At 61.3% G+C, this 17,417-nt stretch carries 14 protein-coding genes and 1 tRNA gene; 6 read left to right on the forward strand and 9 right to left on the reverse strand.

Annotated features, from left to right (window positions below; genetic code table 11):
- Positions 1-158: 158 nt before the first annotated feature.
- The 4 genes from AACZ65_RS04090 to AACZ65_RS04105 all read right to left on the reverse strand — a co-directional run bounded on the left by AACZ65_RS04090 (position 159) and on the right by AACZ65_RS04105 (position 2,521).
- Positions 159-731: a cob(I)yrinic acid a,c-diamide adenosyltransferase gene (locus tag AACZ65_RS04090; protein WP_037273881.1), complete on the reverse strand. Its 573-nt coding sequence runs from the start codon at positions 729-731 to the stop codon at positions 159-161.
- Positions 732-734: 3 nt separating this feature from the next.
- A complete protein-coding gene (locus tag AACZ65_RS04095) occupies positions 735-941 on the reverse strand; it encodes a twin transmembrane helix small protein (protein ID WP_339668258.1) in 207 nt (68 codons plus the stop codon).
- An 89-nt stretch (positions 942-1,030) separates the two neighbouring features.
- Positions 1,031-1,861, reverse strand: coding sequence for an SDR family NAD(P)-dependent oxidoreductase (locus tag AACZ65_RS04100; RefSeq protein ID WP_339668260.1), 831 nt, complete (start codon positions 1,859-1,861; stop codon positions 1,031-1,033).
- Between the two features lie 39 nt (positions 1,862-1,900).
- Positions 1,901-2,521 carry an SH3 domain-containing protein gene (locus AACZ65_RS04105; RefSeq protein ID WP_339668262.1) on the reverse strand — a complete coding sequence of 207 codons (621 nt, stop codon included), beginning with the start codon at positions 2,519-2,521 and terminating at the stop codon, positions 1,901-1,903.
- A 157-nt stretch (positions 2,522-2,678) separates the two neighbouring features.
- On the opposite strand from AACZ65_RS04105, the gene AACZ65_RS04110 reads away from it, so the two are divergent.
- Both AACZ65_RS04110 and AACZ65_RS04115 read left to right on the forward strand, forming a co-directional pair.
- Positions 2,679-4,985, forward strand: a complete 2,307-nt coding sequence (locus AACZ65_RS04110) for a DNA topoisomerase IV subunit A (protein WP_339668263.1) — start codon at positions 2,679-2,681, stop codon at positions 4,983-4,985.
- Between the two features lie 65 nt (positions 4,986-5,050).
- Positions 5,051-5,836 (forward strand): inositol monophosphatase family protein, encoded by a 786-nt coding sequence (locus tag AACZ65_RS04115; protein ID WP_339668264.1) that lies wholly within the window; start codon positions 5,051-5,053, stop codon positions 5,834-5,836.
- 96 nt (positions 5,837-5,932) lie between these two features.
- Here the strand turns inward: AACZ65_RS04115 and AACZ65_RS04120 are convergent, their stop codons facing one another.
- Both AACZ65_RS04120 and AACZ65_RS04125 read right to left on the reverse strand, forming a co-directional pair.
- Complete coding sequence (locus tag AACZ65_RS04120) at positions 5,933-6,301, reverse strand: GFA family protein (protein WP_297539993.1); 369 nt, start codon at positions 6,299-6,301, stop codon at positions 5,933-5,935.
- Positions 6,298-7,044, reverse strand: coding sequence for a rhomboid family intramembrane serine protease (locus AACZ65_RS04125; protein WP_339668265.1), 747 nt, complete (start codon positions 7,042-7,044; stop codon positions 6,298-6,300). The genes AACZ65_RS04120 and AACZ65_RS04125 overlap by 4 nt, the downstream gene beginning before the upstream one ends.
- Positions 7,045-7,169: 125 nt before the next feature.
- Here AACZ65_RS04125 and AACZ65_RS04130 point away from each other — a divergent pair, with 125 nt between their 5' ends.
- On the forward strand, positions 7,170-7,772 hold the full coding sequence (locus AACZ65_RS04130; RefSeq protein WP_339668266.1) for a LysE family translocator: 603 nt from the start codon (positions 7,170-7,172) through the stop codon (positions 7,770-7,772).
- A 12-nt stretch (positions 7,773-7,784) separates the two neighbouring features.
- Here AACZ65_RS04130 and putA read toward each other — a convergent pair whose 3' ends face one another.
- On the reverse strand, positions 7,785-11,216 hold the full coding sequence (putA, locus tag AACZ65_RS04135; protein ID WP_339668267.1) for a bifunctional proline dehydrogenase/L-glutamate gamma-semialdehyde dehydrogenase PutA: 3,432 nt from the start codon (positions 11,214-11,216) through the stop codon (positions 7,785-7,787).
- Between the two features lie 104 nt (positions 11,217-11,320).
- Here putA and AACZ65_RS04140 point away from each other — a divergent pair, with 104 nt between their 5' ends.
- Both AACZ65_RS04140 and AACZ65_RS04145 read left to right on the forward strand, forming a co-directional pair.
- On the forward strand, positions 11,321-11,800 hold the full coding sequence (locus tag AACZ65_RS04140; protein WP_037273900.1) for an Lrp/AsnC ligand binding domain-containing protein: 480 nt from the start codon (positions 11,321-11,323) through the stop codon (positions 11,798-11,800).
- Positions 11,801-11,872: 72 nt separating this feature from the next.
- Positions 11,873-11,958, forward strand: a tRNA-Leu gene (locus AACZ65_RS04145).
- Positions 11,959-12,120: 162 nt separating this feature from the next.
- On the opposite strand, the gene AACZ65_RS04150 is transcribed toward AACZ65_RS04145, so the two are convergent.
- Positions 12,121-14,556: an FAD-dependent oxidoreductase gene (locus AACZ65_RS04150; RefSeq protein ID WP_339668271.1), complete on the reverse strand. Its 2,436-nt coding sequence runs from the start codon at positions 14,554-14,556 to the stop codon at positions 12,121-12,123.
- Between the two features lie 181 nt (positions 14,557-14,737).
- On the opposite strand from AACZ65_RS04150, the gene AACZ65_RS04155 reads away from it, so the two are divergent.
- The gene (locus AACZ65_RS04155) at positions 14,738-16,264 is read left to right on the forward strand and encodes a trimethylamine methyltransferase family protein (protein ID WP_339668273.1); all 1,527 of its coding nucleotides are present in this window, start codon (positions 14,738-14,740) and stop codon (positions 16,262-16,264) included.
- Here AACZ65_RS04155 and AACZ65_RS04160 read toward each other — a convergent pair.
- The gene (locus AACZ65_RS04160) at positions 16,248-17,219 is read right to left on the reverse strand and encodes a LysR family transcriptional regulator (protein WP_339668478.1); all 972 of its coding nucleotides are present in this window, start codon (positions 17,217-17,219) and stop codon (positions 16,248-16,250) included. The genes AACZ65_RS04155 and AACZ65_RS04160 overlap by 17 nt on opposite strands.
- Between the last annotated feature and the right edge of the window lie 198 nt (positions 17,220-17,417).

A 17,417-nucleotide genomic window follows, 5' to 3' on the forward strand; every position in this document is an offset into this window, starting at 1 on the left:
TCTCCCTTAATGGTGGTGGGGGGCGTAGCACCCCCCGGATAAGCTCTCCAGCGCGTTGATACCGGCTCTGCCGCGCGGGAAACAGGGCAAAATCGTCACGTTAGCGTCTGGCGACGTCGCGTTTCAGGTTTTCAGCGCAAGAATGTTGCCAGAGTATTTCAGCGGTTCGCGCCGGGAACCCACAAAACATCCGCCTTGCCACTGTCATTGGCCATGCGGGATGCCACGAAAAACCAATCGCTCAGGCGGTTGAGATACTTGAGCGCCGCTTCGTTGACATTCTCCAGCGCCGACAACTCCACCGTCAGCCGTTCGGCCCGCCGCGACACGGTGCGACACAGATGCAGATGCGCGGCCAAGGGCGACCCGCCGGGTAGAATAAAGCTGCGCAGCGGCTCCAGATGCTTGTTCATCGCGTCAATTTCTGCTTCCAGCCGGTCTACCTGGCTGGAGGACATGCGCAGCGGCGGGTATTCGGCATCGGCGTCCCGCTCCATATCCGGGCGGCAGAGATCGGCCCCAAGGTCGAAGAGGTCATTCTGGATGCGTGCCAGCGCATCGTCCGTCTCATCCTTGGCATAAAGGCGCGCGAGACCCACGGTCGCGTTGACCTCATCCACCGTGCCGTATGCGGTGACGCGGGCCGAATGTTTTGCCACGCGCGTGCCGTTGCCGAGCGCGGTTTCCCCGGCATCGCCAGTGCGCGTGTAAATTCTGTTGAGAACGACCATGGATTATCCTCCCTGCCTGCGGAAATAGACGAAAACCAGAATGAGAATGATCGCCACGAACTGCGCGATCAACCGCCATTGCATGTATTTGTTCGAGCGTTTTGCATTCTCCACCCCCTCTTTGCCAAAGGTGGAAATGCCCCGGATCAGGATCAGCGCAACCGTGATACAGCCCACAGCGACGAGGATGAAAAGCGGATCTTGCAACATGCGGCGTCCTTTCGGGGTTTGTTCTGGGGCACATCTAGGCGGTGCGGCGGGAAAAGCGAAAGGGAAAATATGACGCGGGTGTGTGCCCGTCACGCTTTCGAGATCACCCAGTCCAGCAGGCGCGTTGGCAGCAGGCGGCGCAGCGTACCCATGAGATAGGTGGGCGTGGTCACGTAATAGCGCGCCTGCGGCCGGGGCGATTCGATGGCGTGGATCAGCTTTTTCGTGACCGCCTCGGGGGGCAGTTCGAAATTGTCCTTGGCGTAGGGGCCATAGAGACGCGGACGCAGTTTGTCTCGATATTCGTCTGCGCGATGCGCGTTTTCCCAGTCGATCCAGCGCTCGAAAGGCGCGCGGGCATTCTCGCGGATCTTGGTGGTCACTGGGCCGGGTTCGATCAGGCTGACATGGATGCCACTACCGCGCATTTCGATCCGCAGCGTATCGGTTAGCCCCTCGAGGGCGAATTTCGTGCTCACATACGCACCGCGCCAGCCGAGAGTCACAAGGCCCAGTACCGACGAGCATTGCACGATGCGTCCGTGACCCTGCGCGCGCATGGCTGGAATCACCTGTCGCGTCAGATCATGCCAGCCAAAGACATTGCTCTCGAAAATCTCACGCAGTGCCCCGCGCGGCAGATCCTCGACCAGCCCCGGACAGGCATAGGCCCCGTTGTTGAAAAGCGCATCAAGCCGTCCGCCAGTGGCGGCCAGAACCTCGGCCACGGCCTGCTGGATGCTGGTCTCATCGTTGTAATCAATGCGCGGACTTTCGAAGCCTTCGGCGCGCAGGCGCTCGCAATCCGCCTCTTTGCGACAGGCGGCAAAGACCCGCCAGCCGCGCGCACGCATGCCCTGCGCGGCGTCATAGCCGATGCCCGAGGAACAGCCAGTGATCAGGATAGAGCGCTCTGTCATGCCCGACCTTGTGGCGCGTGGAACGGCGCGATGCAAGCCTTAGTCAGCGGCCAGCGTGAGCAGGGTTTCCGCCATCCAGCCAATGCGCCCCGTTTCGACCACCCGCAGCTTGATCCAGCCTTCGCCGGGGTCGTTGAGCACGATCACGTCGGTGCCGCGCTTGAGGCTGGCTATACGGCCAAAGCCTGTTCCGGGACCAGTGCGCAGATTGACCGAATTGCCGGACACCCGACGCAAGTCAGGGGCGGGTGCCAGTGTTTCGACCTCCAACACAGCCTCTTGAACGGGTTTCGTGACTTCGGGTGTGTCGGGAATTGCGGCGGGCGTGGTGACCCGTGCGGTGGGTAGGCTTACCGCAATGGGGGCCGGTTCGACATCTCCCTCCGCAGAGGCCAGCGTCAACACCACCTTCTCTCCCATATTGAGACCCAGATCATGCAGTGATGTAATGGTGCGCGTTACCTCCGCGTCGTGCCGCGGGGTGCCATCCTGCGCCAATTCGATCACATTGACGCGCAAGGGCCGCGCTACAGGCCGCTGATTGTCGAGCAGGGCACGCGCCTGAATGGAATTGGCCGAAGGGCGATAATCGGCCCCGCCGCTCAACTCATAAAAAGACCATCCCAGAAAAGCAAAACTCACAAGAATAAAGCGCCACATTGCGCGTCCCCCCAGTACCACACGATAAATTGAATGCTTGGCAGCAGATACAGTATATCCGATTCGCCCGTCTCTATGAGGGGGAAATCGGAAAAGATTGAAACCTGTGGCCTCTGAATGCTTTACGCCGCAGGATGGCAGGGCTATCACCACATACATGAGTGATCTGCTGGACGACCCCAATATTCAGCCCGAGGCTGTGTCAGAGCCGCTGCGCCGCGCGATCGGCGAGCGCTATCTCACCTATGCGCTGTCCACGATCATGCACCGGGCGTTGCCGGATGCGCGCGACGGGTTGAAGCCGGTGCATCGGCGCATCCTCTATGCGATGCGCGAACTCCGGCTTTCCAGCACCGGGGGCTTTCGCAAGTCGGCAAAGATTTCCGGTGATGTGATGGGCAACTATCACCCGCATGGCGATGCCGCGATCTATGATGCGATGGCGCGTCTGGCGCAGGATTTCGCGGTGCGGTATCCGCTGGTGGACGGGCAGGGCAATTTCGGCAATATCGACGGCGATAACCCCGCGGCCAGCCGCTATACAGAGGCACGGATGACCGCCTTTGCCGAGGCGCTGCTGGACGGTCTGGCCGAGGATGCGGTGGATTTCCGCGACAATTACGACGGCACGCTGCGCGAACCCGTGGTTCTGCCCGCATCCTTTCCAAATCTGCTGGCCAATGGCTCTTCGGGCATTGCTGTGGGCATGGCAACCAACATTCCGCCGCATAACATCGCCGAATTGATCGACGCCTGCCTGCATCTGATCAAGGCCCCCGACGCCCGCGACGATACGCTTTTGCAATACATCCCCGGTCCCGATTTCCCCACAGGCGGTGTCATCGTCGAACCGCCTGAGAGTATCGCGCAGGCCTATCTGACTGGGCGCGGTGCCTTCCGTTTGCGTTGCAAATGGGAGTTGGAGGATCTGGGGCGCGGTCAGTGGCAGATTGTCGTCACAGAGATTCCCTATCAGGTGCAGAAATCCAAGCTGATCGAGCGCATTGCCGAACTGATCCAGACCCGCAAGGTGCCGATCCTTGCTGATGTCCGCGACGAGAGCGCCGATGATGTGCGCCTGATCCTTGAGCCGCGCTCCAAGAATGTCGATCCCGAGGTGTTGATGGGCATGATGTATCGCAACTCCGAATTGGAAGTGCGGTTCTCGCTCAACATGAATGTGTTGATCGACGGGGTCACGCCCAAGGTCTGCTCGCTGAAGGAGGTGCTGCGCGCCTTTCTCGATTTCCGGCAAGAGGTGCTGTTGCGCCGCTCGGCGCACCGGATGGAAAAGATCGACCACCGGCTAGAGGTTCTGGAAGGCTTGATCGTGGCCTTCCTCAATCTCGACCGGGTGATCGACATCATCCGCTATGACGACGATCCGAAGTCGGCCCTGATGCGCGAGGATTGGAGCCGCACCGTGCCGCGCGCCATGTCCGAGGCGGATTATGTGCCGCACCCTCCGTCCGACGAGCCGGGGCTGACCGAAGTGCAGGCCGAGGCGATCCTCAACATGCGCCTGCGCTCCTTGCGGCGCTTGGAAGAAATGGAACTGCGCGCCGAGCGGGATGCGCTGATGGCGGAACGCGCAGGCCTTGAGGATTTGCTCGACGATGTATCCCTGCAGTGGGTGGCGGTGGCGGATCAGTTGAAAGAGGTCAAGAAGACCTTTGGCAAGAGCCACGCCATTGGCGCGCGCCGCACACAGTTTGCCGAGGCGGGAAGCGTCGAAGACGTGCCGCTCGAGGCTATGATCGACCGCGAGCCGATTACAGTGGTGTGCAGCCAGATGGGCTGGATCCGGGCCATGACCGGGCATCTCGATCTGAGCCGCGAGTTGAAGTTCAAGGACGGCGACGGCCCGCGCTTCATGTTCCACGCAGAGACGACCGATCGGATTCTGGTCTTTGGCAGCAATGGCCGCTTTTACACGCTGAGTGCTGCGAACCTGCCCGGTGGGCGCGGCATGGGCGAGCCGCTGCGCCTGATGGTCGATCTGCCCAACGAGGCAGGGATAGTCGATCTGCTCATTCACAAGCCGGGGCGCAAATTGCTGGTCGCCTCTGACGCCGGGGACGGTTTCATCGTGCCCGAGGAAGAGGTGATCGCCCAGACCCGCAGCGGCAAGCAGGTGCTCAACCTGCGTGATCCCGCACGCGCGGTGGTTTGCCGCCCGGTGAACGGCGATCACGTGGCCTGCGTGGGCGACAATCGCAAGGTGCTGGTCTTTGCCTTGGACGAATTGCCGGAACTTGGGCGCGGCAAGGGTGTCCGGCTCCAGAAATACAAGGATGGCGGGCTGAGTGATGCCACCACCTTTGATCTGGCAAACGGGTTGACATGGCGCGACCCGGCCGGGCGCACCCGCACCGAAAGCAATCTAGACGAATGGTTGGGCAAGCGTGCGGGCACCGGCCGTATGGCGCCACGGGGATTCCCCCGAGACAACCGCTTTACCTGATCGGGCCTTGTCTGTTGCGGATGCGCGGCGTATAGCCCCGGCCTGACCCAAAAGGAGCCCTTGCAATGGTAGGTAGTGCCAATCTCAACGTCATGCTCAAGGCCGCGCGCAAAGCGGGGCGGGCACTGGCCAAGGATTTCCGCGAGGTCGAGAACCTTCAGGTCAGCATGAAAGGCGCGGGCGATTTCGTCAGCCGCGCCGATATTGCTGCGGAAAAGATACTCAAGACCGAGTTGATGGGCGCGCGTCCGACCTATGGCTGGCTGGCCGAAGAAGGCGGCGAGGAAGAGGGGCAGGACCCTACCCGCCGCTGGATCGTCGACCCGCTGGACGGGACCACCAATTTCCTGCACGGCCTGCCGCATTGGGCGGTCTCAATCGCGCTGGAACATAAGGGCGAAGTGGTCGCGGGCGTCATTTACGACGCCAGCAAGGACGAGGCGTTCTTTGCTGAAAAAGGCGCGGGTGCCTGGATGAACGAAAGCCGCCTGCGTGTCTCGGGGCGCAATAAAATGATCGAGTCGATCTTTGCCACCGGACTGCCCTTTGGCGGGCGGGCCGACCTGCCCGAAACCTTGCAAGATCTGGCGAAATTGATGCCGACCTGCGCGGGCGTGCGCCGCTGGGGATCGGCGGCGCTCGACATGGCTTATGTGGCGGCGGGCCGGTATGAAGGGTTCTGGGAACGGCGTTTGAACGCTTGGGATCTTGCGGCGGGCGTGATCATCGTGCGCGAGGCGGGCGGGTTCGTTGAACCGCTGCGCCCCGGCGGCAATATTCTGGCCGATGGCGAGGTGATCTGCGCCAACGAGGCGATCTTTGACAAGTTCGCGGGCGTGATCCGGGGGTGAGCGGGCAAGTATCGGCGTCGCGTTTGACGCCGTGAGTCCGCGCTTTGGCGGTTAGGGCCGATGTCAACTTTCGGCCAAACTCTTCCTAACGGCCCTTCACGCATCCGACGGATGGTTTACCCCGTCGACCCATCCAATCGGGTCGAGATCACGCGGGTTCACGCCCTCGATCGCCCCGAGATTGACGCCATACTCATTTGGGTTCGATCGGCGCCGATGATGCGTGTAAATTCCGCAAGTCTTGCAGAAATAGTGTTTGGCCGTGCCAGTGCCCCATTGATAGAGCGTGAGATTATCCGCGCCACGGAGCACCTCGACCCCGTTCAGGGGTGCCGAAACTGCCGCCGCGCCGCGCCTGCGGCAAAACGAGCAATCACAGCGGCGCGCGGTCGATAGCCCCTCCGAGAGCGTCACGCGCAGTTCAACCGCGCCGCAATGGCAGGTGGCCTTGAGGGGGTGGGTCATCGGCGTTTCCTCACGGTCGGAATGGAACTGGGACGAAAGCGGTAGTCGGGCGCAGGATGCGGTGGCGAGCCGTGGGTCTCGCGCCAGAAACGCGGGCCGCCAAGCCGCAGAAAGACCGGCAGTGTCAATGCCAAGCCCGCAACAAACCCACCCGCATGTGCCCAATAGGCGACCCCGCCCATGTCGGGATCGCTGCCGAGCCCGGCCATGACCTGAAGCGCGAACCACAGCACCAGCATGATCGCTGCGGGAATCGGGATGATGCGAAAGAACACGAAGAAAAACAGCAGGATATCCACCCGCGCCCGTGGAAAGAGCAGGAGATACCCGCCCATCACCCCCGCAATCGCGCCCGAGGCCCCGACGGTCGGCACCATCGAGCCCGGACTGCCCAGGATATGCGCAAGCCCCGCCGCCACGCCCGTGGCAAGGTAAAAGCCGAGATAGGGCAGATGCCCCATCCGATCCTCCATGTTATCCCCGAAGATCCAGAGAAACAGCATGTTTCCCGCCAGATGCAGCGCGCCCCCATGCAGGAACATCGAGGTCAGCAACCCGCTGAAATCCCCCAGTTGCGTCACCTTGGCGGGGATCATGGCCCAATCGTAGAAAAAGAGATTGAGCGCCCTCTCATTCGCGAAAAGCGGCCAGTAGGATATGAAAATCACGATATTGAGCGCGATCAGCCCGTAGGTGACATAGGGTGTGCGCCCCGAAGGGTTATGATCGCGGATCGGGAACATGGGCGAAAGCTAGCGCGGATCACGGGGGACGGAAAGCCGGTGATTGCACCCGCCGTCTCGATTTGCGCAAGAACCGGGTCGCCCAATATCGCGAACGGTGCGCAAAGTTTTCCCATCCATAGGAGATGACGATGACTCAGCTTGCATTTGCGCTGGTGCTTTTTCTTTTGCCGCTGGCCTATAGTCCCGGTCCCGGCAATCTCTTTTTCGCCGCCAACGGTGCGCGCTTTGGGATTCGAGCGACGTTTCCGGCAAGCTTTGGGTATCACATCGCCACATGGCTGGTGACAGCCGCGATAGGTTTCGGTTTTGTCGGCGCGCTGGAGGCCGCGCCGGGGATTTTCGTCTTGCTCAAACTCGCTGGTGCGCTTTACGTTTTCTGGATCGCTTGGGGTTTGCTGCGTGCCGGGGCACGCGACAGTGCGATTGAGGCACGCCCGGCCTCGTTTCGGGATGGGGCGGTGCTCTTGCTCCTCAATCCCAAGGCCTATGTGATCATTGCGTTGATGTTCACGCAATTCCTGAGCGTTTCGGACACCAACCAGACACTGTTGGTACTGGGTATCACCACGCTTTTTACGCTTAACAACCTTGTGGCCTTTACCCTGTGGACCATGATGGGCGCGAGATTGGGTCGGCTTTTTGCCCGCGCTGGAAGCGCGCGGGCACTGAATACAGCTTTCGGCGTGGTCCTCGGGACCGTGGCCTTGTGGATGCTTTTGGCCTGATCGACCTGGGCCTCAGGACATTCCGCTCAAGAGCGCCGCGTTGCCGCCCGCCGCCGTGGTGTCGACACAGACATGCCGCTCGTGGAGCGCGTGGCCGGTGTCGGGCATGCCGGTGATCAAGGGCAGGATCGGGCCTGCACGTCGCGCCATGGCTCCGGCATAGGCGCGCGCCTCGCTTTCGCAGCCCCACCAGAGCACGCCCGATAGGCCGCCCATGGTTACAAGCGCCTCTGGGTCGACCCGGCCCGTGGCGGTAACCGCCACACCGCCCAGCCCCTCGACCGCGCGCGCCTGCGCTGCCGCCAGATCCGCCCCCGGCCCCATGCACAACAGCGCAGGGCGTACATGGGTGGTCAATCGGTTCGACTCGCCGGTCGGCCCCGGCAGAACAAGGGCCGCGCGGGGCGCACGGGCGGCGGCATTGGCGGCATCGAGCGCCTTTTGCGCCGCTTGCGCCGACATGGCCTCGGTCCATTTCTCGCCCTTTTCCGACGCGGGGCGCGCGGTAAAGCGCGTGAGGTAATGTGGCCCCCCCGCCTTGGGCCCGGTGCCCGACATGCCCTCGCCGCCAAACGGCTGGCTGCCTACGATGGCCCCGATCTGGTTGCGGTTGACATAGATATTGCCCGCATGCACCGCCTCGGTCACATGCTGCACGCGGTCGTCGATCCGCGTCATCAGGCCAAAGGTCAGGCCATAGCCGGTGGCATTGATGGCACCGATCACCCGGTCGAGATCGCCGGATTTGAACGTGGCGACATGCAGCACGGGACCAAAGATTTCGCGCTCGATATCGCCGACCCCGCCAACCTTGATCAGCGTGGGGGCAATATAGGTGCCTGCGTTCGGGGTTTTAAGCTCGTGCAAGAGCCGTCCTTCGGCGCGCGCGGTCTGGATATGCGCGGCAATGCCGGCGCGCGCCTCTTCGTCGATCACCGGGCCGCAATCCGTGCTCAGGTGCCACGGATTTCCGACGGTCAGCGCATCCATCGCACCGGTCAGCATCTCGAGGAAATGCGGCGCGATGTCATCCTGCACATAGAGACAGCGCAGAGCGGAGCAGCGTTGACCCGCAGATTGAAAGGCGCTTTCGACAATTGCCTGCACGGCCTGTTCGGGCAGCGCGGTCGAATCCACGATCATCGCATTCATGCCGCCCGTTTCCGCGATGAGCGGTGCGCCGGGGGCGAGATGCTTGGCCATGGCCGCGCGGATTTTGAGCGCTGTTTCGGTCGAGCCGGTAAAGGCCACGCCACCCACGCGCGCGTCAGAGGTAAGCGCCGCGCCCACATCCCCGACCCCGGGCAGAAGTTGCAGGGCCGTGACGGGCACGCCAGCCTTGTGCATGAGGCCCACCGCCAGATGCGCGATGAGCGGTGTCTGCTCGGCGGGTTTCGACAGCACCGCGTTGCCGGCGGCCAAGGCCGCCGCGATCTGGCCGGTAAAGATGGCCAGGGGGAAGTTCCACGGCGAAATGCAGGTAAAGGTGCCGATCGGCGCGTCCTCGGGGGCGTGGGCGGCGTAATAGCGCAGGAAATCCACCGCCTCGCGCAGCTCGGCCACGGCATCGGGGATGGATTTCCCCGCCTCACGGGTCAGTAGTGCGAATATCTCGCCATAATTCTCCTCATAGAGGTCCGCCACGCGGTTGAGGATCGCGCCACGCTCCTTGGCGGGGGCACCCCATGCGGCGGCGGCGTTCAAGGCCACCTCGATATCGGCCTTGCTGGCCCAGGCCACGGTGCCGGGGGTATCGGCGGGATCGGCCGGGTTCTCGACGGCCTCCGCTGCTTGCGGTGCGGGCGTGCCCGCGATCAGCGGCGCGGCTTCCCAGAGGTGCTGCGCAAAGGGCGCGCGCGCTGCCTCGATCTGGTCCAGCGTCGGCTGGTGGCGCAGATCGAAGCCGCGCGAATTGGGGCGCTCGGGCTGGAACAGGTCCTGCCCTTTGGGAAGATGCGGTTGCGGGTCGTTCACGGCGACAAAGGGATCGCGCGCGACCTCTTCTGGGGCCACCTCTTCATTGACGATCTGGTTCACAAAGCTGGAGTTTGCACCGTTTTCCAATAGGCGCCGCACCAGATAGGCCAAGAGATCGCGATGCGCGCCCACAGGCGCGTAGATGCGACAGCGGGTGCCTTCGGCCTTGAGGATGATGTCATGCAGCGCCTCGCCCATGCCGTGCAGGCGCTGGAACTCGAATGCGCCCTTGTCACTCGCCATGTCGAGAATGGCGGCGGCGGTGTGGGCGTTGTGGGTCGCGAACTGCGGATAGATGCGGTCGGTCATCGACAAGAGCTTGCGCGCATTGGCGATATAGCTGACATCGGTTGCGGCCTTGGAGGTGAAGACCGGAAAACCGTCGATCCCCGCCACCTGCGCGCGCTTGATCTCGGTATCCCAATAGGCACCCTTGACCAGACGAACCATGATCTTGCGATCCAGACGCGTAGCCAGATCATAAAGAAAATCAATCACATGGCTGGCGCGTTGGCCGTAGGCCTGCACCACCACACCGAACCCGTCCCATCCGGCAAGGGCGGGCTCTGCCAACACCGTCTCGATCACGTCGAGCGAGAGCGACAGACGATCCGCCTCTTCTGCGTCGATGTTGAGACCCATCTTGGCCGATTTCGCCAAAAGGGCGAGGCTGCGCAGGCGGGGCACAAGAACCTCCATCACCTGCGCGCGCTGCGCCACCTCGTAGCGCGGATGCAGCGCCGAGAGTTTCACCGAAATGCCGGGATTGCTGCGAATGTCGGCCTGCGTGCAGGCGTTGGCGATGGCAGTGATCGCACGGGAATAGCTGAGGTGATAGCGGGTCGCGTCCGCATCGGTGCGCGCCGCCTCGCCCAGCATATCATAGGAATAGCTGTAGCCCTTTTTCTCCATCCCCGCCGCGCGGTCCATGGCGCCCTGAATGGTCTCGCCCAGCACGAACTGGCGGCCCATTTCCTTCATTGCGCGGCCCACGGCGGTGCGGATGACAGGCTCGCCCAGCCGCTTGATCGCACCGCGCAGATGGCCCACGGGCCCCGGCTTTTCATCCTTGAGCACCTTGCCTGTCAGCATCAACGCCCAGGTTGAGGCATTGACCAAAGGCGAGGTGGAATGCCCCATATGCTTGCCCCAGTCCGACGGCGCGATCTTGTCCTCGATCAGCGCGTCAATGGTGTCGGCATCCGGCACCCGCAACAGCGCCTCCGCCAGACACATGAGCGCAATGCCTTCATCGGTCGAGAGGCCATATTCGGCCAGAAACACCTCCATCAGACCGGGGCTTGATTGCCCGCGAATGGCGCGCACCAGATCGGCACCCCGCGCGCAGATCCGCGCCCGGTCAGCCTCGGAGAGATTGGCAGCAGCGGTCAGGCGCGCCAGCGTTTCCGCCTCGTCCGCATAGGTGGCAAGGTCGATGGCGCGGCGAATGTCGGTGTCGTATGGCATGCGGGTCCCCATGGTTGGATGGCACATCATAGCATCATTGAACCAGTGACTTTTCCTGATTAGAATGAAATTTCAGGCCGGATGGTTTGAATTTGGAGCATACCATGGATCAAAACGAACAACTCGACCTTGACCGCTTTGACCGGGCGATTCTACGGGTTCTGGCCGGCGACGGGCGGATCAGCGTTACCGAGCTTGCGCGCGAGATTGGGTTGTCGAAATCGCCCACGCAAGCCCGCCTTCGGCGGCTGGAGCGGGACGGTGTGATCACCGGCTACCGCGCGCTGTTCGATCCGATCCGCCTTGGCCTCGATCACGTGAGTTTTGTCGAGGTGCGCCTGCACGACACCCGCGAGGCCGCCTTGGCAGAGTTCAACGCCGCCGTGTCAAAGATTCCCGAGATCGAGCAAGTACATCTGATCGCAGGGAATTTCGACTACCTGATGAAGATCCGCACGCAGAGCATGGCCGACTATCGCCGGGTGCTGGCCGAACACATTTCGACCCTGCCGCATCTGGCCAATACCTCGACCTATGTTGCGATGCAGGCAGTCAAGGAAAACGCCCTCTCCGATGTGATCTGATCCGTCCCACACCCCTGCGTTTGGCTTTACACCCACGTCAAAGCGGATATTGTCCGCCCCGCATACCCCCGTGCCCGCGTGGTGGAATGGTAGACACATGAGACTTAAAATCTCCCGGCCGCAAGGCCGTGCCGGTTCGAGTCCGGCCGCGGGCACCACAATAATGCTGTTAAAATAGCGATATGGATGAATAAGTCGGGATGCCGTTAAGTGTTCACCCGGGTGGCGCGGGTGCGATCCTCGTCGCGCTGTCGCTGCTTGAGGGCGATGCAACGCCCGATGTGAGCTATAGCCCCTAAATCTATGGATCGCGCGCCGGATCAGGCGCGGACAATCGCATGATCGGGATCATAGGGGCCCGGTGCGATGACCTCGGCCGGGGTCAATCTGCCGATTATGTCGATAGTGACCTGTGTTCCGGGGGTCGCAAGCGCGGGGTCGACAAAGGCATATGCCAAGTTCATGCCGAGCCGATGACCCCAATCACCGGATGTCACTGTTCCCTTCACTGCGCCGTCCACCATCACCGATGCCCCGCCATGGGCCGGGGCGTCGCGGCTCTGAATGGCCAGCGTGACAAGCCTGCGCTGCGGGCCAGACGCCTGCCGCGCCAACAGGGCGTCGCGACCGATGAATTCGGCCTTCTCCATCCTGACGAACCGTTCCAATCCCGTCTCGAACGGGTCGAATTCGGTCACGATATCCGCTTTCCAATGCAGATATCCCTTTTCCATGCGCATCGACTCGACGGCGCGGGCACCAAAGACCTGCATGTCATGCGTCGCGCCCGCCGCGCGGAGCGCAAGCCAGGCCGCATAGAGATGCGCATTGGGGACATGGATTTCATAGGCCAGTTCCCCCGAGTAGCTGACTGACATGACCACCGCCGGGGCAATGCCGACAAAGCATTCCCGCGCACTGAGCCAAGGGAATGCGTCGCGGGACCAGTCGGCACGGCTGACCGCCTGCATCACGGCGCGCGATTTTGGCCCGGCCACGACAAGGATCGTGTGGTCATTGGTGATCGAGCGGATTTGCACATCTTCCCCGGGTCTCAGATGCGCGCGCAACCAGTCCATGTCGTGATATTCTGCCGCCGCGGCAGATCCATACCATACCCGGTCAGGGCCACGGTCCGACGCGGGCAGATTTGCGATCGTGGCCTCGGCCTTGAGCGCGCCAAAGTGATTGAGAAGATAGCAGAGCCCGACCTTACCGGGCTTGCGCGGAATATGGCCGCAGCTCATCCGGTCAAGAAAGTTGTGCACACCGGCACCGGTCAGTTCGATACGGTTAAAGCCGTTCACCTCGCAAACGCCGACACCTGTCTGAACCGCCGCCACCTCGCGGGCCACAACGTCAAAGGTTTCGTTGAACCGAAAGCTGTGGGTCTCGTGGAATTCGGGGCCGGGTTTCATATAGTCCACTCGCTCCCACCCGTTGACGACCTTGAACGCCGCACCGGCCGCCGCCAGGATCGGCGTCAGCGGCGTGGTCTTCATCGGTCGCCCGGCGGGGCGGTGTTCATGCGGAAAATGAAAGCGAAATTCGTTCTGATAATCCTCGATAGCCTTTAGTGCGGTCAATTCCACATTGGCATGGCTGGTGAACCGGCGCGGGTCCGTGACCCAGGTGTCATATTGGGCCTCGCCATGAACGATCTGTTGCGCAAGCAGCCAGCCATGACCGCCCCCTTCGCCAAGTCCCGCCCGCAGGCCGATGATGCAGAATGCATTGCGCTTGCCGGGAATGCGCCCCACCAGAGGCGCGCCGTCGATGGTATAGGTGATCGGGCCGTTGACAACGGTATGTATGCCGACGTCCATCAGCGCCGGCATACGGGCAAACGCCCCCTCCAGCACATCCGTGACCCGGTCAAGATCGTCAGGGCAGAGCGCGTTGACGAAATTCGGGTCGATCCCATCCATGCCCCAGGTTTTGCACCCTTGCTCATAGAATCCGAGCAAAAGCCCGTTCTTTTCCTGACGGCAGTAGTAATCGCTGATCGGGCAACGCAAGAGCGGCATGCGGTGGCCCGCATCGCGGATCGCAGGAATTTCTTCGGTCAGGAAATACTGATGTTCCATCGACATCACAGGGTGGTGCACGCCCATCATCACGCCCACCTCGTTGACACGATAGCCGCATGCATTGACGACGATCTCGCAGGCGATGTCGCCCTTGTCTGTATGCACGGTCCAGCTGTGATCCCGATGCTGGGTGAGGCCAGTCACGGGGGTATGACGATAGACTTCGGCCCCTGCTGCGCGCGCACGCCGCGCGAGCGCCTGACAGAGCTGCGCCGGGTCGATATCGCCATCCAGAGGATCCCATAGGCCGCCCAACAGGTTTTCGGTGGAAATCAGAGGGTGCCGGCGCGCGCATTCGGCCGCGTCGATCACCTCGAAATGCACCCCCATGCCCCGAGCCATTGAGGCAAAATGGCGATAGCCATCCATCTGCGCCTCGGTGTTGGCTAGCCGGATACCGCCGTCGCCATGGTGGTAATTGATCGGATAATCCGGGTCTTCGGACAGTTCCTTGTAGAGCGCAATGGAATGCGATTTGAGACCAACCATGGTCTGGGTCATGCCAAAATTCGTCACCTGCGCCGCAGAATGCCAGGTGGTGCCCGAGGTCAGTTCGTTGCGCTCGACCAGAACCACGTCGGTCCATCCCTCGCGTGTCAGGTGATAAAGGGTCGAACATCCAGCGATCCCGCCGCCAATGACCACAACGCGCGTTTGCGATTTCATATCATTCCTCCCAGAATTCCCGGGCACCGTCTCACTTTGGCGGAATGTGTCAACACGAGCGGCATAAGTTCGAAATCATCGAATTAATTTTATGATTTTATCGCGCAGCCTTTGTTGATCTTGCAGGCTGCGCCGCCCCACACGCTAAGTGATCATGCCATTAGATCTGGAGTGTTTTGACATGACCGAGGCCTCTCCCGGAACCAGACGGTCCGGCCGAAAGGACCGCATGGCCAAGCGTGCGGCCAAACAAAGCGCCAATCCAGCCGCGCCCGGTCAGCTAGGCGGCAGCTACAAACCACTGAGCGAGAGGGATCTGGTCGCGATCTTCGAGACAGCGCTCCGCTTGTTGGCAGAGCTTGGTTTGGGAGAGGTGCCAGACAGGCTCGGCCGGGATCTAAAGGCGGCAGGAGCCGTGGATAATGGGGCCGGGCGTCTTTTGTTTCCGCCCGAATTGACGCGGGCCGCGATCAAATCGGCGGCCAAGACCTTTGTGCTGCATGGGCGCGATGATGATCGCTCGATAGAGGTTGGTGGCGACCGGGTCTATTTTGGAACCGGGGGGGCCGCGGTGCAAACACTGGATTTGGATACGGGGCAATACCGCCCTTCCACCTTGCAGGACCTGCACGATTTCACCCGGCTTCAGGACACTTTGACCAATGTCAGCTGGTTCACACGTTGCTGCATTGCTACGGATGTGCCCGACAATTTCGACCTTGATGTCAACACCTCGTATGCCTTGCTGCGACATACGACCAAGCCTGTCGCAACGGCCTTTACCTTGGCCGGGCATGTGGCGCCTATCGTCAAGATGTACGACATCGTTGCCGGTGGTCCGGGGAAGTTCGCGGAAAAACCCTTCGTCAAGGCGCATATCAGCCCGGTGATTTCACCCATGCGATTTGGTGAGGACGCGGTGGATGTAGTCTATGAATGCATTGCCCATAACATCCCGATGTCTTGCATCACGGCGGCCCAATCCGGGGCCACGGCCCCCGCGACCTTGGCGGGGTTTCTCGCGCAATCGCTGGCCGAGACATTGGCAAGCCTTGTCATGGTCAATGTCATAAGCCCCGGCTTTCCCATGGTCTTTTCTAATTGGCCATTGGTCATTGATTTGCGAACGGGCGCTTTTACGGGCGGTGGAGGCGAAATTGCGGTGCTGAACGCGGCCTCCGCGCAGCTTAGCAACTGGCTCGGGCTGCCATCCGGTGTCGCGGCATCCATGACCGACGCCAAGGCGATTGATGCCCAATACGGGGTGGAAAAAGGCCTGACCTCGATGGCTGCAGCTCTGGCAGGGGGCAACCTGATTTACGAATCTTCGGGCATGACGGCTTCATTGCTGGGCGCCAGCTTTGAGGCCTTCGTTCTGGACGACGAAATGCATTCTGCGACCTATCGCGCCTTGCGAGGGATCGAAGTGACCGAAGAAAACCTTGGCTTCGACGCCATATGCGAGGCGGTTCTGGGCGACGGTCACTTTCTCGGAGGGCAGCACACTTTCGCGGCGATGGAGCGGGATTATTTCTACCCCGTGCTCGCGGACCGGGACCAGCCCATCACTTGGTCGCGAAACGGATCGCAGGACGCCTGGAGCAGGGCGAGGGACAAGGCCCGTAAGATTCTCGCCAGTCATCACCCGTCCTATCTGACACCCGAACAAGATACGGAGATCCGCGCGCAGTTCAGAATTCTTCTGTAGTTTTGGTAGCTGGAAAGAGGTGAAAACCCGCCTTGAGCCACGGCATCTTGTCGGTGGTTGGATCAATCACCTTTGACTGAATCTGCAGTCGCAAGGTCGTTACGACAAGATCGACCACCCCGCTGCCATATCCGGGCGATGTATAAACTGAGATATAGCGTGAAAAACCGCGACCGGGAAATGGCAGCAGTTTCAGACGCGACTGAAAGCGCAGGGCGCGGTAATAGTTGGTCGGGGTCGTGATGGCCCATCCCTGACCCTCGGCCACAAGTCCAAGCACCGATTGGTTGCTCTCGAACTCGAACCGATTGGGCGGGCTCAGCTTCATGCGGCGCAGTTGTGTTTCGATCCGTGATCCGATCAGTTGACGTTGGCTATAGCGGATCAGGGGCAGGGTAGTGCGCCCCTCTACGTAATCCTCTGCCACAAGATCGCTATCGGCAGGAACCGCAAGAACGAAGGGGTCCCGCAGCAGCGGATATTCATTGACGTCCTCAACTTCGACGCTTGGTTGCGCCGCGACGCCAATATCCAACTCCCGACGGCGTATCAGATCGATCACCTCATGGCTGGGTCGAGTATAGTGGGAAAACTGGCATTTAGGCAGGCTTGCTGCCAATTGCCGCGCCAGTAACGGGGCAACTTCGCTATCAAAATCCTCGATCAATCCGAGGCGCAAGTTGCGCGTTTCGGCGATCTGATCCGAGAACACGGCGATTGTTCCGCTTTCCAACATGGCAATCGCCGCATCGACATAGGGCAAAAGCAGTGTCCCTTGAACGGTCAAAGCCATTGGACGCTTCGCATGATCCAGTAGGCGGCACCCCAAAGCATCTTCTAGGCAGCGCAGATGATGCGATACTGTGCTGACGGAAAGCCCACTGTGCTGGGCTGCGACCTTCACAGAACCATGTCGCGCCGTCAGTTGAAAAACCTCCAGCCATTTCAAACTCATCTGAGAAAGCTTCACAGAAATTTTCCCGCGTCGGACCTGCAAACTGAAATGTCATCCGCTATGATCGGAATGTAAATGCAATTAATTCGAATGGAGGCATGGAGACCACCGTGGCTTAGTGATTTTGTGTGTCGCTCATGTTCCTGCACCGCCTTGCGCGTATCCGCTCTTGATGTCTCAAGGGTGTCCTCGCGCAAA

Origin of the sequence: uncultured Roseovarius sp., from assembly GCF_963972555.1 — a bacterium.
Lineage (GTDB): Bacteria > Pseudomonadota > Alphaproteobacteria > Rhodobacterales > Rhodobacteraceae > Roseovarius > Roseovarius mucosus.

Bases quoted from the DNA above. Each gene is read 5' to 3' on its own strand.
- AACZ65_RS04100 (WP_339668260.1), bottom strand. From the start codon at position 1,861: ATGACAGAGCGCTCTATCCTGATCACTGGCTGTTCCTCGGGCATCGGC.
- AACZ65_RS04140 (WP_037273900.1), top strand. From the start codon at position 11,321: ATGGATCAAAACGAACAACTCGACCTTGACCGCTTTGACCGGGCGATT.
- AACZ65_RS04095 (WP_339668258.1), bottom strand. From the start codon at position 941: ATGTTGCAAGATCCGCTTTTCATCCTCGTCGCTGTGGGCTGTATCACG.
- AACZ65_RS04090 (WP_037273881.1), bottom strand. From the start codon at position 731: ATGGTCGTTCTCAACAGAATTTACACGCGCACTGGCGATGCCGGGGAA.
- AACZ65_RS04115 (WP_339668264.1), top strand. From the start codon at position 5,051: ATGGTAGGTAGTGCCAATCTCAACGTCATGCTCAAGGCCGCGCGCAAA.
- AACZ65_RS04160 (WP_339668478.1), bottom strand. From the start codon at position 17,219: ATGAGTTTGAAATGGCTGGAGGTTTTTCAACTGACGGCGCGACATGGT.
- AACZ65_RS04120 (WP_297539993.1), bottom strand. From the start codon at position 6,301: ATGACCCACCCCCTCAAGGCCACCTGCCATTGCGGCGCGGTTGAACTG.
- AACZ65_RS04130 (WP_339668266.1), top strand. From the start codon at position 7,170: ATGACGATGACTCAGCTTGCATTTGCGCTGGTGCTTTTTCTTTTGCCG.
- AACZ65_RS04150 (WP_339668271.1), bottom strand. From the start codon at position 14,556: ATGAAATCGCAAACGCGCGTTGTGGTCATTGGCGGCGGGATCGCTGGA.
- putA (WP_339668267.1), bottom strand. From the start codon at position 11,216: ATGCCATACGACACCGACATTCGCCGCGCCATCGACCTTGCCACCTAT.
- AACZ65_RS04125 (WP_339668265.1), bottom strand. From the start codon at position 7,044: ATGTTCCCGATCCGCGATCATAACCCTTCGGGGCGCACACCCTATGTC.
- AACZ65_RS04105 (WP_339668262.1), bottom strand. From the start codon at position 2,521: ATGTGGCGCTTTATTCTTGTGAGTTTTGCTTTTCTGGGATGGTCTTTT.
- AACZ65_RS04155 (WP_339668273.1), top strand. From the start codon at position 14,738: ATGACCGAGGCCTCTCCCGGAACCAGACGGTCCGGCCGAAAGGACCGC.
- AACZ65_RS04110 (WP_339668263.1), top strand. From the start codon at position 2,679: ATGAGTGATCTGCTGGACGACCCCAATATTCAGCCCGAGGCTGTGTCA.